This is a genomic window from Streptomyces sp. NPDC048590 (assembly GCF_043199535.1).
In the GTDB taxonomy this organism is placed as follows: domain Bacteria; phylum Actinomycetota; class Actinomycetes; order Streptomycetales; family Streptomycetaceae; genus Streptomyces.
In genome coordinates this window covers 368,905-382,937 of record NZ_JBICWC010000003.1, presented here as the reverse complement: position 1 = coordinate 382,937, position 14,033 = coordinate 368,905, and the positions used below count along the sequence as shown (strand labels likewise).

The window sequence follows — 14,033 nt, the reverse complement described above, 5'->3', positions numbered from 1 at the left end:
TGGCCCGCACCCCCCAGGGGGTGCGGGCCACCGTCGTGTCCGTCGTACGGAGCGTCAGGCGCGCTCGCCGCTCAGGTGGTGCACCCGGACCATGTTGGTGGTGCCGGGGACGCCGGGGGGCGAGCCGGCCGTGATGACCATCGTGTCGCCGTCGCTGTAGCGGTTCAGCTTCAGCAGCTCGGCGTCGACCAGGTCCACCATGGCGTCGGTGTTGTCCACGTGCGGCACGACGTAGGACTCGACGCCCCAGCTCAGCGCGAGCTGGTTGCGGGTCGACTCCTCCGTGGTGAAGGCGAGGATCGGCTGGGCCGTGCGGTAGCGGGAGAGGCGGCGGGCGGTGTCACCGGACTTGGTGAAGGCGACCAGGGCCTTGCCGTCCAGGAAGTCCGCGATCTCGCACGCCGCACGGGCGACCGAACCGCCCTGGGTGCGGGGCTTCTTGCCCGGCACCAGCGGCTGGAGGCCCTTGGACAGCAGCTCCTCCTCGGCGGCGACGACGATCTTCGACATCGTCTTGACCGTCTCGATCGGGTAGGCGCCGACCGAGGACTCCGCCGACAGCATGACCGCGTCGGCACCGTCCAGGATCGCGTTGGCGACGTCGGACGCCTCGGCGCGGGTCGGCCGCGAGTTGGTGATCATCGACTCCATCATCTGGGTCGCCACGATCACCGGCTTGGCGTTGCGGCGGCACAGCTCGATGAGGCGCTTCTGCACCATGGGGACCCGCTCCAGCGGGTACTCGACGGCGAGGTCACCACGGGCGACCATCACACCGTCGAAGGCGGCGACGACGCCCTCCATGTGCTCGACGGCCTGCGGCTTCTCGACCTTGGCGATGACGGGGACCCGGCGGCCCTCCTCGTCCATCACCTTGTGCACGTCCTTGACGTCCTCGGCGTCCCGCACGAAGGACAGGGCGACCAGGTCGCAGCCCATCCGCAGCGCGAACCTGAGGTCCTCGACGTCCTTCTCGGACAGCGCGGGGACGTTGACCGCCGCGCCGGGCAGATTGATCCCCTTGTGGTCGGAGATGACACCGCCCTCGATGACGATGGTGGTCACCCGCGGGCCCTCGACCGAGACGACCTTCAGCTCGACGTTGCCGTCGTTGATCAGGATCGGGTCACCCTTGGCGACGTCGCCGGGCAGCCCCTTGTAGGTGGTGCCGCAGATCGACTTGTCGCCGGGGACGTCCTCGGAGGTGATGACGAACTCGTCCCCGCGGACCAGCTCGACGGGACCCTCGGCGAACTTCGCGAGGCGGATCTTGGGTCCCTGGAGGTCGGCGAGCACACCGACGGCGCGGCCGGTCTCGGCGGCGGCCTTGCGGACCCGGTCGTAACGGCCTTGGTGCTCCTCGTGGGTACCGTGACTGAAGTTGAAACGGGCCACGCTCATGCCGGCCTCGATCAGAGCGACGAGCTGCTCATGGGAGTCGACGGCGGGACCGAGGGTGCAGACGATTTTGGAACGGCGCATGAGGCGGATCCTATCGGTTTGTTTCACTGCGGAATATTCCGTCTGGTGGAAGATACAAAAGGGCGCGGGTCCGCTCAGTTGTGGACCAGTGCGAAGGTCTGGCCGGCGATCTCCAGCTCCTCGTCCGTGGGTACGACGGCCACCGCCACGCGCGCGCCCTCCGGCGAGATCAGCCGCGGCTCGCCGGACCGCACGGCGTTGAGGTCCGCGTCCACGGCGAGGCCGAAACCCTCCAGTCCCGCGAGCGCAGCCTCCCGCACCGGAGCCGAGTTCTCCCCGACCCCCGCCGTGAACACCACCGCGTCCACCCGGCCGAGGACCGCCGAATAGGCGCCGATGTACTTCTTCAGCCGGTGGATGTAGATGTCGAAGGCGAGTGTGGCCCGCTCGTCGCCCTCGTCCACCCGGCGCCGGATCTCCCGCATGTCGTTGTCGCCGCAGAGTCCCACCAGCCCGCTGCGCTTGTTCAGCAGGACGTCGATCTCGTCCGCCGACATGCCCGCCACCCGCTTCAGATGGAAGGTGACGGCCGGGTCGATGTCTCCCGAACGCGTGCCCATGACCAGTCCCTCCAGCGGGGTCAGCCCCATGGAGGTGTCCACACACCGGCCGCCGCGGACGGCGGAGGCCGAGGCCCCGTTGCCCAGGTGCAGCACGATGACGTTCACCTCGTCCACGGGGCGGCCCAGCAGCTCGGCCGTCCTGCGTGAGACGTAGGCGTGGGAGGTGCCGTGGAAGCCGTAGCGGCGGATGCGATGTGCGTCGGCGGTCTCGACGTCGATCGCGTACCGCGCCGCGTGCTCCGGCATCGTGGTGTGGAAGGCCGTGTCGAAGACGGCGACCTGCGGCAGGTCCGGGCGCAGTGCCCGCGCCGTACGGATCCCGGTGATGTTCGCCGGGTTGTGCAGCGGTGCCACCGGTACGAGGCGCTCGATCTCCTCCAGCACCTCGTCGGTGATCACCGTGGGCTCGGAGAACCTCAGCCCGCCGTGCACCACCCGGTGCCCGATCGCGGCGAGCTCGGGGGAGTCCAGTCCGAGCCCGTCGGCGGTCAGCTCGGCGGCGGCGGCCTCCAGCGCCTGGGCGTGGTCCGCGATCGGGGCGGTGCGCTCACGGGGCCCGCCCCCGGTCAGCGGGATGTGCACGAGCCGGGACGACGACTCGCCGATGCGCTCGACGAGGCCGGTGGCCAGCCGCGAGCGGTCGCGCATGTCCAGCAGCTGGTACTTGACCGACGAGGAGCCGGAGTTGAGCACGAGCACACGGTGGGCGTCATTCATGGAGCGGGAACCTTCGCTGGTGAGGCCGGTGGTCATCGTGGTCAGTCCTCGGCCTGCGCCTGGATCGCCGTGATGGCCACCGTGTTGACGATGTCCTGGACCAGCGCACCGCGCGACAGGTCGTTGACCGGCTTGCGCAGCCCCTGCAGGACCGGGCCGACCGCGACCGCGCCCGCCGAGCGCTGGACCGCCTTGTAGGTGTTGTTGCCGGTGTTGAGGTCGGGGAAGATCAGCACGCTCGCCCGGCCCGCCACCTCCGACGCCGGCAGCTTGGTCGCGGCGACGGACGGCTCGACCGCCGCGTCGTACTGGATCGGTCCCTCGATCCTCAGGTCCGGCCGTGAGGCGCGTACCCGTTCCGTGGCCTCCCGCACCTTGTCGACGTCGGCGCCCGACCCCGAGGTCCCCGTCGAGTACGAGAGCATCGCGATCCGGGGTTCCACGCCGAAACGGGCGGCGGTCGCGGCGGACTGCACCGCGATGTCCGCGAGCTGCTCCGCGTCCGGGTCCGGGTTGACCGCGCAGTCGCCGTAGACCAGGACCCGGTCGGCGAGGCACATGAAGAAGACCGACGAGACGATCGCGGCGTCCGGACAGGTCTTGATGATCTCGAAGGCCGGACGGATCGTCGCCGCCGTCGAGTGCACCGAGCCGGAGACCATGCCGTCGGCCAGCCCCTCCTGGACCATCAGGGTGCCGAAGTAGTTGACGTCGGAGACGACGTCGTACGCCAGCTCGACGGTCACCCCGCGGTGCGCGCGCAGCTGGGCGTAGCGCTCGGCGAAGCCCTGGCGCAGCTCGGAGGTCTGCGGGTCGACGACCTGGGTGTCCGCGAGATCGATGCCCAGGTCGGCGGCCTTCTTGCGGATGACGTCCGGGTCCCCGAGCAGGGTCAGATCGCAGACGTCGCGCCGCAGCAGTACGTCGGCGGCGCGCAGGACGCGTTCCTCCGTTCCCTCGGGGAGGACGACCCTGCGCCGGTCGGAGCGCGCCTGCTCCAGCAGCTCGTGTTCGAACATCATCGGGGTGACCCGCCCGCTGCGGGCCACCGAGATCCGCTCCAGCAGGGCCCCGGTGTCCACATGGCGTTCGAAGAGGCCGAGGGCGGTCTCCGCCTTGCGCGGTGTCGCCGCGTTCAGCTTCCCCTCCAGCGAGAAGAGCTCGGCGGCGGTGGGGAAGGAGCCGCCGGTCACCGCGATGACCGGGGTGCCCGGCGCCAGCCGGGCGGCGAGCCTGAGGATCTCCTCGCCGGGGCGTTCGTTCAGGGTCAGCAGGAGGCCCGCGATGGGCGGGGTCCCCGCACTGTGCGCCGCGAGCGAACCGACGACCAGGTCCGCGCGGTCCCCGGGGGTGACGACCATGCAGCCGGGGGTGAGGGCCTTCAGGAGGTTCGGCAGCATCGCTCCGCCGAAGACGAAGTCCAGCGCGTCCCGTGCCAGGCCCGAGTCGTCGCCGAGCAGAACCGTTCCGCCCAGGGCGCTGGTGATCTGGGCGACCGTGGGCGCCGAGAGGGCGGGGTCGTCCGGGAGCACCGAGCAGGGGACCGGCAGCTGCTCCGCCAGGCGCTCGGCGATGCCGGCGCGGTCCTCGGACGCCACCCGGTTCACGATCACCCCGAGGACGTCGCACCCGAGACCGGCGTACGCCCTGAAGGCGTTGCGCGTCTCGGCCCGTACGGACTCCGCGTCCTGGTCCTTGCCGCCGACCACCGCGATCACCGAGGCGCCGAACTCGTTGGCCAGGCGGGCGTTCAGGGCCAGTTCGTCGGGGAGCTGGGTCGCGGCGAAGTCGCTGCCGAGGACCAGGACGACCTCGTAGTCGCGGGCCACCCGGTGGAAGCGTTCGACGAGCAGGGAGACCAGCTCGTCCGTGCCCTTCTCGGCCTGGACCGCGGAAGCCTGGTGGTAGTCGAGGCCGAAGACGGTCTCGGCGCTCTGCGAGAGCCGGTAGCGGGCCCGCAGGAGCTCGAAGAGCCGGTCGGGGCCGTCGTGCACGAGTGGCCGGAAGACACCGACCCGGTCCACCTGACGCGTCAGTAGCTCCATGACTCCCAGGTCGACGACCTGGCGGCCGTCCCCCCGGTCGATCCCCGTCACGTACACACTGCGCGCCACGCGTGCTCTCCCGTCCTGTTTGGCTGGCATTGTCCTTTTGACGATACCTACCGCCGCAGGTGGACCGCCCGCCGGGCACCGGGCACCTCCGGTGCCAGGCCGCCCCCGCCGAACGAGCCGGAAGCGGTGGTGCCCGGTCAGCCGTGGGACAATCGTCCTGGCTCACGGTACGGGGGTTTCTCGACGGGTTCCCGGAATGCTGTACACTAGCGAGCAGGAGACAGAGCAGGATGCGCATCGGAATTCTCACCGCAGGCGGCGACTGCCCAGGCCTGAACGCCGTGATCCGGTCGGTCGTGCACCGCGCCGTGGTGGGTCACGGCGATGAGGTCATCGGCTTCGAGGACGGCTTCAAGGGCCTGCTCGACGGCCACTTCCGGCCCCTCGACCTGAACGCCGTCAGCGGCATCCTGGCCCGCGGCGGCACGATCCTCGGCTCGGCCCGCCTGGAGCGCGACCGGCTGCGCGAGGCTGCCGAGAACTGCGCGGAACTGGCCCGCCGCTACGGCATCGACGCGCTCATCCCGATCGGCGGCGAGGGCACGCTGACCGCGGCCCGCATGCTGTCGGACGCCGGGATGCCCGTCGTCGGCGTCCCGAAGACCATCGACAACGACATCTCCGCGACCGACCGGACCTTCGGCTTCGACACGGCCGTGGGCGTCGCGACCGAGGCCATAGACCGTCTCAAGACCACCGCCGAGTCGCACCAGCGGGTCATGGTCGTCGAGGTCATGGGCCGTCACGCGGGCTGGATCGCGCTGGAGTCCGGCATGGCGGGCGGCGCCCACGGCATCTGCCTGCCGGAGCGGCCCTTCCAGGTCGACGACCTGGTCAAGATGGTCGAGGAACGCTTCGCGCGGGGCAAGAAGTTCGCGGTCATCTGCGTCGCCGAGGGCGCGCACCCGGCCGAGGGCTCCATGTCGTACGCCAAGGGCGAGATCGACCAGTTCGGTCACGAGCGCTTCAAGGGCATCGGCAACCGTCTCGCCGCCGAGCTGGAGCTGCGCCTCGGCAAGGAGGCCCGGCCGGTCATCCTCGGGCATGTCCAGCGCGGCGGCACGCCGACCGCGTACGACCGGGTGCTCGCGACCCGCTTCGGATGGAACGCGGTGGAGGCCGTGCACCGCGGCGACTTCGGCCGGATGACCGCGCTGCGCGGCACCGAGATCGTGATGGCCCCGCTGGCGGACGCCGTGACCCGGCTGAAGACCGTGCCGAGCGACCGGATGTACGAGGCCGAGTCGGTCTTCTGACTGAGCCCTGCCCCGAGCCGGCCGCACCGTTCGGCCGGGCGAGGTCCCTACCGTTCCGCGGCCCTGCCCGTCCGTTCCGTCCAGGCCCCGCCGGCTGGCGGAACGGACGGATCGCTGAGGGGCTTCCCGGCGGGATGCCTCAGATGCCCGCCGTGCTCCAGAACCTCTCGACGACCCGGTCCAGGAACTCCCGGCCCTCGTCGCCGGTCGCTCCCGCCCGGTCCCGGCCCGTGGTGTTCCAGCTGAGCGTCGAGACCATCAGCGACTGGTAATCGGTGTGCAGTTGCTCCAGCACGTCCTGGATGAGGATGCGGTCCAGCGGCACGAGCTTGTCCACCGGGCGCACGTAGGCCTGCCACCGGGTGGTGACCGCACGGGTCAGCAGCCCCGCGAGTTCCTCGTTGCGGCCGGTCGCGGTCAGGAACTGCGCCGCCGACATGTCGAGCGCCTCGCACAGCGCCTCGGCCTGGCGCTCGTTGCCGCGCCAGCGGCCGGAGTCCTCGATCCGCTGGTACGCGCTCACCGTCATCCCGAGTGACCGGGCCAGATCGTCCACCGAGACGTCCCGGGCCATCCGGTGCTCGCGCAACGTGCTCGCGGCAGCCAGCAGTTCACCCGGCGCGCACCACAGCACACCGGCCAGAGCCATGAGTTCGCGCTCGCCCGGCAGGGCCGTGCCGCGCTCCCAGGCCATCACGGTCTCGGCCGTGATCCGCATGCCGTACTGCGCGGCGAGGCCGTACGCAACATGTCCGGGAGCCATTCCCAGCGCCTCGCGCAGGCGGCGCGCGGCTGGGGCGTTGAAGGGCGGGGTGGGGTGCACGGCCCCACCGTAGAAGGCCGCGAACCGCCTGGCTACAGGCTGTTCCTATCAGTTCACCCTTCGTATGATCCTCCTAGGGCGCCCTCGCCGGGGCGCCCGGACCATCAGCGGATTTCGGCCACCCAGTGGTAGTGCAGTTCGGGCCGCCCCACCTGACCGTAGTTCGGCCGCCGTACCGCCCTGTCCGCCGTCACGAGGTGCTCCAGATAGCGGCGGGCGGTGATCCGGGAGATGCCCAGTTCCTCACCCGCGGCCGCCGCCGTGATGCCGTCCGCGGCGTCCCGCAGAACTCGGGTCACCGCCTCCAGTGTGGGGCCGCTCAGCCCCTTGGGGAGTGCGGCGGGGTCGGCGACCCGCAGGGCCCCCAGCGCCCGGTCCACCTCCTCCTGTCCGCTCGCCTCGCCGGCCGCCGCCCGGAAGTCGGCGTACCGCACGAGGCGGTCCCGGAGCGTGGGATAGGTGAACGGCTTCAGCACGTACTGCACGACGCCGAGGGACACACCCTCCCGCACCACCGCCAGGTCACGTGCCGAGGTCACCGCGATGACGTCGGCGGTGTGCCCCGCGGCCCGCAGCGAACGCAGCAGCTGCAGCCCGTGGCCGTCGGGCAGGTAGAGGTCGAGCAGCAGCAGATCCACCTCCGTGCGCTCCAGCGCCCGTACGGCCTCTGCCCGGGAGTGGGCGACGGCGGCCACCTCGAAACCCGGCACCCGGCCGACGTACATCTGGTGGGCGTCGGCCGCCACCGGATCGTCCTCCACGACCAGCACCCGGATCACGGGGCCACCTCCTTCCGCCCGCCCGTCGCACGGTCCCCGCCGGCGGACCGTCCGTCCGTCGCGCGGTCCTCCAGCGGCAGCCGCACGGTGAACCGGGCGCCGCCGTCCGGCGCCCGTCCCAGAACGACGGTCCCGCCGTTGCGGTGGACCGCCTGCCGGACGAGGGCCAGTCCGAGGCCGCGGCCGGTGCCGTGGGTCGACCAGCCGCGCCGGAACACCTCGTCCGCGTCATCGGGCCCGATGCCGTGGCCGCTGTCCTCGACCCGCAGCAGCAGCTCACCGGGGTCCGTCCGCGCGGTCACCGTGACCACCGCCCGCGACGAGGCCCGCTGCCCCGGCACGGCCTCGGAGCCTCCCGCCGCCGGCTCCGAGGCCGCGTCCACCGCGTTGTCGATGAGATTGCCGAGGACTGTCACCAGGTCCCGTGGGGCGATCGAGCGGGGCAGCGCCCCGTCGTCGATCAGGCTGTCCTCGGCCAGCACCAGCTCGACGCCCCGCTCGTTGGCCTGCGCCGCCTTTCCGAGCAGCAACGCGGCCAGCACCGGTTCGGCGACGGCGCCCACGACCCGGTCGGTGAGCACCTGCGCCAGTTCCAGCTCCGCCGTCGCGAACTCCACCGCCTCGTCCACCCTGCCGAGCTCGATCAGCGACACCACCGTGTGCAGCCGGTTCGCCGCCTCGTGCGCCTGGGAGCGCAGCGCCTGGGTGAAGCCACGCTCCGAGTCGAGCTCGCCGGAGAGCGCCTGCAGCTCGGTGTGGTCCCGCAGCGTCACGACCGTGCCCCGCCGCTCACCCCCGACCACCGGGCTGGTGTTGACGACGACGACCCGCTCCGCCGTCAGGTGGACCTCGTCCACCCGGGGCTCGGACGCCAGCAGCGCCCCGGTGAGCGGGGCCGGAAGGGCCAGCTCGTCGACCCGGAGGCCCACCGCCCCCGGCGCCAGCCCCAGCAGCTCACGGCCGGCGTCGTTGATCAGGGCGACCCTGCGCCGGCCGTCGAGCATCAGGAGCCCCTCGCGCACCGCGTGCAGGGTCGCCTCGTGGTACGTGTGCATCCGGCTCAGCTCGCGCGCGTTCATCCCGTGGGTGTGCCGCCGCAGCCTGGCGTTGACCACGTACGTCCCGAGCGCGCCCAGCGCCAGGGCCACGCCCGCCGCCGTCCCGAGCGCGCGGAGCTGCTCCCGCACCTGGGTCGACACCCGCTCGACGGTGATGCCGGCGCTCACCAGGCCCACGATCCGTCCCTCGTCGCGGATCGGGGTGACCACCCGTATAGAGGGGCCCAGTGTCCCGGTGTACGTCTCCTCGAACGTCTCCCCGAGCAGCGCGCGCTCGGTGTGCCCGATGAACCGCCGGCCGATCTGGGCCGGGTCCGGGTGCGTCCACCGGACCCCCCGCGGGTTCATGATCGTCACGAAGGCGATGCCGGTGTCCTCTCGGACCCGCTCCGCGTACGGCTGGAGTGCGGCGGAGGGGTCCGGGGTACGGATCGCCTCACGCACGGAGGGGGATCCGGCCATGGCGAGGGCGGCTGCCCGAACCTGGCGGGCCGCGGTCTCCTCGGCCTGGGAACGGCCGGAGGCGTACGCGAAGAAGGCGCACCCGGCCACCACGGCCGCCACGAGCAGGGCCTGCATCGCGAACAGCTGGCCGGCCAGGCTGCGGGGGAGGGCACGGTACAGGCGCATGCCGCACAGTCTGCCTGGCGGGGCGCACCGGCCCAAGATGGCCGAGAAACGTCTGTGAACGATATGAACGCAAGGGTGACGGCCATCACAGGGGAGGTGAATAGTCGCCGGGGCCCCCAGGGACGGGGGAGCAACCCCGCAAGCAGCCGAGGAGGGCCCCCGTGGTTGAGAAGACCGCACGACGGGACCGTACGCACTATCTCTACCTGGCCGTGATCGCCGCGGTGGTGCTGGGCATCACCGTGGGCCTGGTGGTTCCGGACTTCGCCGTGGAGCTGAAGCCCATCGGCACCGGGTTCGTCAACCTCATCAAGATGATGATCTCGCCGATCATCTTCTGCACCATCGTGCTGGGGGTCGGTTCCGTACGGAAGGCCGCGAAGGTCGGCGCCGTCGGCGGCCTGGCCCTCGGCTACTTCCTGGTGATGTCCACGGTGGCCCTGGCGATCGGCCTGGTCGTCGGCAACATCCTGGAGCCCGGTTCCAGCCTCCATCTGACCGAGGCGGCCCGGGCGGCCGGTGAGGCCCAGGCGGGCGACAGCGACTCCACCGTGGACTTCCTGCTCGGCATCATCCCCACGACCATGGTGTCGGCCTTCACGGAGGGCGAGGTCCTGCAGACCCTGCTCATCGCTCTTCTCGCGGGCTTCGCGCTCCAGGCCATGGGCTCGGCCGGCGAACCGGTCCTGCGGGGCATCGGGCACATCCAGCGGCTCGTCTTCCGCGTCCTCGCCATGATCATGTGGGCGGCGCCGGTCGGCGCGTTCGGCGCGATGGCGGCGGTGGTCGGCGAGACGGGCGTGGACGCCCTGAAGTCGCTCGCCATCATCATGGTCGGCTTCTACGTCACCTGCGCGCTCTTCGTCTTCCTCATCCTCGGCGCGATCCTGCGGCTGGTGGCGGGGATCAACATCTTCTCCCTGCTCAAGTACCTGGGGCGCGAGTTTTTGCTGATCCTCTCCACCTCCTCCTCGGAGTCCGCCCTGCCGCGGCTGATCGCGAAGATGGAGCACATGGGCGTGAGCAAGCCCGTCGTCGGCATCACCGTGCCGACCGGCTACTCCTTCAACCTCGACGGCACCGCCATCTATCTCACGATGGCCTCGCTCTTCATCGCCAACGCCACCGGTGACCCGCTGAGCATCGGCGAGCAGATCTCACTGCTGGTCTTCATGGTGATCGCCTCCAAGGGGGCGGCAGGCGTCACCGGCGCCGGTCTGGCGACCCTCGCGGGCGGCCTCCAGTCGCACCGCCCCGAACTGGTCGACGGCGTCGGGCTGATCGTCGGCATCGACCGCTTCATGAGCGAGGCCCGCGCCCTGACCAACTTCGCGGGCAACGCGGTGGCCACGGTGCTCGTCGGTACCTGGACCAAGGAGATCGACCGGGACCGGGCGGACCAGGTCCTGTCCGGCGCCCTGCCGTTCGACGAGCAGACGATGACGGACGACCACCGCCCCGCGGACGCCGGGGTCCCCGAGGCCAGGGACGGCGGCGAGGAGCAGCCCTCGCTGGTCAAGGCGTAGCGGCTACGGCGGTACGCGTGCGGCCGGTACGGGAGCCCGTACCGGCCATGCCCGTGCGGGCTCGCGCCCCCTGTGGCTATGCAGCCGCAGGGGGCGTCCGGCCCGTCGACTGTTCCGTCCGTCACGACTTCCGGGTGGTGGACCAGGTCGAGGTGGACCGGTCGTTCCCCGGCAAGGTCGCGGTCGGCAACGGTGACCGCTACCGGATCTATTCGCGGTGCACCGGCGGCGGTAGGCTTCGGCCCGGTGGTGAAGCGAATCTGGGAGTTGCTCTGACCTCGGCTGTGGGTACGGATCCGCGCTGTTCACCTCAGCCCGGGTCGGTGCGGCCGGTTCTGCTGCTCGATGTACTGCTTCACGGTGCTGAGCGGTGCGCCGCCGACGGACCCGGCTAAGTGCGAGCCGGACCGCAGGCGCTGGGCCCGCCAGTAGTGGCGCACGAGGTCGGGGAACTCTCCCCCGGCCTTCGGCTGGGAGGTGCCCCCAGGCGGAGCCTGCGCGAGGATACGCCTTGAGGGAGTTCACCAGCCTGGACACGGCGGTCTTCGGCGGGAAGTTCACCAGCAGGTGGACGTGGTTGTTCTTGCCGTTGAACTCGACCAGCTCGGCCTCGAAGTCCTCACACACGGCACGCATGGCCTTCCTCGCACCGCGTCGGGTGCCGGTCGGCGAGGACCGGTGCCGGTACTTCGTCACGGAAGCCAGGTGGACGTGCAACCGGAGAACGCGGTGACGGCCCGTACGAATGTTCGCGTCGATACCGGCAAGCCAAGTGCGTAGCGTGATGTTGTGCAGCTTCGGTACAGCTTCCGCGTGTACCCGAGCACTGGTCAGCGCGCAGCGTTGGCGAAGGCGTTCGGGTGTGTGCGGGTGGTCTACAACGACGCGCTCCGCGCCCGGGAGACCGCCCGCAGCGAAGGCGCGCCGTTCCCGAAGACCGGCGATCTGTCGAAGACGCTGATCACCGCAGCGAAGAACACCCCGGAACGGGCCTGGCTCGGCGAGGTCTCGGCGGTCGTCCTCCAGCAGTCCCTGCGCGACCTGGACGCCGCGTACCGCAACTTCTTCGACGGACTCAAGGGCAAACGCCCCCGCATGGGCGCACCCCGGTTCAAGTCGAAGCGGGATAACCGGCAGTCGGTCAGGTTCACGGCGAACGCCCGCTGGTCGATCACGACCGGCGGGAGGCTGCGCCTGCCGAAGATCGGCGACCTCAAGGTGAGGTGGTCGCGGACGCTGCCTTCGGTGCCGTCGACGGTGACGGTGGTCAAGGACAGTGCGGGCCGGTACTTCGCGAGCTTCGTCGTCGAGACCGGCCCGCAGGAAGTCCTGCCTGAGACCACGCCCGAGGTGGGCATCGATCTCGGTCTCGGGCACTTCGCGGTCCTTTCCGACGGGACGAAGATCGACAGCCCGCGTTTCCTGCGCCGGGCCGAGAAGCATCTGAAGAAGGCCCAGCGTGCCCTGGCTCGCAAGGAGAAGGGCTCCAGTAACCGGAACAAGGCCAGGATCAAGGTCGCCCGCGCACACGCGAAGGTGGCCGACGCACGCCGCGAATTCCACCACCTACTCTCCACGAAGCTGATCCGCGAGAACCAAGCGGTCGCCGTGGAGGACCTGGCGGTGAAGGGACTCGCCCGTACGCGCCTGGCCAAGTCGGTCCACGACGCCGGATGGTCGGCGTTCGTGACCATGCTGGAGTACAAGGCCGCCCGGTACGGGCGCACCTTCGTGAAGATCGGCCGGTTCGAGCCGACCTCCCAGGTGTGCTCGCAGTGCGGCGTGAAGGACGGCCCCAAGCCCCTGCACGTCCGCGTGTGGACATGCGCCGCGTGTGGGGCGGTCCTGGACCGGGATGTGAACGCGGCGGTCAACGTCGCCAAGGCCGCCGGACTGGCGGTGTCAGCCTGTGGAGCGCAGGTAAGACCGGAACGTGTTCCGGCACCGCGCAGCGAAGCAGGAACCCACCCGACACCGAAGCCCTTAACGGCACGGTAGGCGGGAATCTCCCCCCTTCAGGGGGGAGAGGATGTCAAGGGATGGAGGCCTGCGACACCGCGCCGAGGCCCACGCGCCGCGGGGCTGGCGCAAGGGCGGCACCTACACGGGCGCCGCGGCGGCCGTGGGGGAGTCCGAGGTGAGCGTGTCGGTCACCATGGACGGCACGGGCAAGGGAACCGTGACCCAGGTGAAGGGCTCGTACACCTGCCTTCTGACCACCACCGGCTGACCCGCCTCGCCCTGCCTTGACGCGGCCGGCGCGGGACTCCCGTACCGGCCGCGTCCGTGCGTCCGGGTCACAGATCTTCCGGCAGGAGCCGGAACGCGGAGTGGCCGGTGAGCGGACGCATGATCCGGAAGCGGCGGTCGGACGTGAAGAGGTCGGCCGTGCGGTAGGCGGCGGCCAGTACGACGTTCATCGCGTCGGTCAGGCCGACTCCACGGCCGTTGTCCGCGTCCTGGTACCCGCGCATGACGGCCATGGTGCCCCGCACGTGGGGCGCGACATCAGGGATCTCGAAGCGGCGGACCTCGACCTGACGCGCCACGAAGTCGAGCGCGTTCATCGAGGCGCTCGCACCGATCTTCGAGGTCAGCAAGTAGTCCAGCTCGGTCAGGACCATCGGGGACAGCACGAGATGACCCACCGCACCGAGGGCTTGCCTGTGTGCCTCGTGCCGGGGGTCCTTGGGGGTGAAGAGGCGGTACAGCGCGTTCGTGTCCGCGATCGCGACGGGGATCTCAGTCATCGGCCGAGCCCATGCCCCGCAGCGTGGCGTCGATCTCGTCGTCGGTCAGCTCGGGCCCGCCCAGGTCGGGCAGGTCCAGCGGCCCCATGGGATCCGTTCTGAAGGGGTACGCGGGCCCGCCCAGCGGCAGACCCCGGGGGACGATGTCCCCTATGGGGACTCCGTCCCTCGTGATGGTGACCGTCTCGCCGGCCTGCACGCGGGCCATCACGCGTGAGGTCTGCTGATTCAGCTCACGGAGCGGGACCTCGCTGCTGTCACTCATGGAGTCAGTGTACTACTCGTTCTACATCAGCGAGGGGTCCCCGACCTGTTGCAGGCTCCGTGACCTCTTG

The 14,033-nt window shown here is 70.7% G+C and carries 12 protein-coding genes and 1 pseudogene; 4 read left to right on the top strand and 9 right to left on the bottom strand.

What is annotated here, in order from left to right:
* Nucleotides 1-54: 54 nt before the first annotated feature.
* The 3 genes from pyk to pta all read right to left on the bottom strand — a co-directional run bounded on the left by pyk (nucleotide 55) and on the right by pta (nucleotide 4,876).
* A complete protein-coding gene (pyk, locus tag ACGFNN_RS09970) occupies nucleotides 55-1,482 on the bottom strand; it encodes a pyruvate kinase (RefSeq protein WP_362542153.1) in 1,428 nt (475 codons plus the stop codon).
* A 74-nt stretch (nucleotides 1,483-1,556) separates the two neighbouring features.
* Nucleotides 1,557-2,762, bottom strand: coding sequence for an acetate kinase (locus ACGFNN_RS09965; RefSeq protein WP_393554478.1), 1,206 nt, complete (start codon nucleotides 2,760-2,762; stop codon nucleotides 1,557-1,559).
* 41 nt (nucleotides 2,763-2,803) lie between these two features.
* Nucleotides 2,804-4,876, bottom strand: a complete 2,073-nt coding sequence (gene pta, locus ACGFNN_RS09960; protein WP_393554477.1) for a phosphate acetyltransferase — start codon at nucleotides 4,874-4,876, stop codon at nucleotides 2,804-2,806.
* Between the two features lie 230 nt (nucleotides 4,877-5,106).
* Here pta and ACGFNN_RS09955 point away from each other — a divergent pair, with 230 nt between their 5' ends.
* Nucleotides 5,107-6,132 (top strand): ATP-dependent 6-phosphofructokinase, encoded by a 1,026-nt coding sequence (locus tag ACGFNN_RS09955; RefSeq protein WP_362674722.1) that lies wholly within the window; start codon nucleotides 5,107-5,109, stop codon nucleotides 6,130-6,132.
* Nucleotides 6,133-6,271: 139 nt separating this feature from the next.
* Here the strand turns inward: ACGFNN_RS09955 and ACGFNN_RS09950 are convergent, their stop codons facing one another.
* From ACGFNN_RS09950 to ACGFNN_RS09940, 3 genes are all read right to left on the bottom strand, one after another.
* A complete protein-coding gene (locus tag ACGFNN_RS09950; RefSeq protein ID WP_393555096.1) occupies nucleotides 6,272-6,895 on the bottom strand; it encodes a helix-turn-helix domain-containing protein in 624 nt (207 codons plus the stop codon).
* 164 nt (nucleotides 6,896-7,059) lie between these two features.
* Entirely contained in the window at nucleotides 7,060-7,734 is a 675-nt protein-coding gene (locus ACGFNN_RS09945; protein ID WP_362542139.1) for a response regulator, read from the bottom strand.
* Nucleotides 7,731-9,422 (bottom strand): ATP-binding protein, encoded by a 1,692-nt coding sequence (locus ACGFNN_RS09940; protein WP_393554474.1) that lies wholly within the window; start codon nucleotides 9,420-9,422, stop codon nucleotides 7,731-7,733. Before ACGFNN_RS09940 ends, ACGFNN_RS09945 begins: the two co-directional genes overlap by 4 nt.
* Before the next feature lie 161 nt (nucleotides 9,423-9,583).
* Between ACGFNN_RS09940 and ACGFNN_RS09935 the strand changes: the two genes are divergently transcribed.
* Nucleotides 9,584-10,948, top strand: a complete 1,365-nt coding sequence (locus ACGFNN_RS09935; RefSeq protein WP_362542132.1) for a cation:dicarboxylate symporter family transporter — start codon at nucleotides 9,584-9,586, stop codon at nucleotides 10,946-10,948.
* 305 nt (nucleotides 10,949-11,253) lie between these two features.
* Here the strand turns inward: ACGFNN_RS09935 and tnpA are convergent.
* A pseudogene (gene tnpA, locus ACGFNN_RS09930) lies at nucleotides 11,254-11,707 on the bottom strand (IS200/IS605 family transposase).
* 30 nt (nucleotides 11,708-11,737) lie between these two features.
* Between tnpA and ACGFNN_RS09925 the strand changes: the two are divergent.
* Both ACGFNN_RS09925 and ACGFNN_RS09920 read left to right on the top strand, forming a co-directional pair.
* A complete protein-coding gene (locus tag ACGFNN_RS09925; RefSeq protein ID WP_393554472.1) occupies nucleotides 11,738-12,946 on the top strand; it encodes an RNA-guided endonuclease InsQ/TnpB family protein in 1,209 nt (402 codons plus the stop codon).
* Nucleotides 12,947-12,977: 31 nt separating this feature from the next.
* Nucleotides 12,978-13,178 carry a hypothetical protein gene (locus tag ACGFNN_RS09920; RefSeq protein ID WP_393554470.1) on the top strand — a complete coding sequence of 67 codons (201 nt, stop codon included), beginning with the start codon at nucleotides 12,978-12,980 and terminating at the stop codon, nucleotides 13,176-13,178.
* A gap of 67 nt (nucleotides 13,179-13,245) precedes the next feature.
* On the opposite strand, the gene ACGFNN_RS09915 is transcribed toward ACGFNN_RS09920, so the two are convergent.
* On the bottom strand, nucleotides 13,246-13,698 hold the full coding sequence (locus ACGFNN_RS09915; RefSeq protein ID WP_393554468.1) for a PIN domain-containing protein: 453 nt from the start codon (nucleotides 13,696-13,698) through the stop codon (nucleotides 13,246-13,248).
* On the bottom strand, nucleotides 13,691-13,963 hold the full coding sequence (locus ACGFNN_RS09910; RefSeq protein ID WP_362542122.1) for a type II toxin-antitoxin system prevent-host-death family antitoxin: 273 nt from the start codon (nucleotides 13,961-13,963) through the stop codon (nucleotides 13,691-13,693). The genes ACGFNN_RS09915 and ACGFNN_RS09910 overlap by 8 nt, the downstream gene beginning before the upstream one ends.
* Between the last annotated feature and the right edge of the window lie 70 nt (nucleotides 13,964-14,033).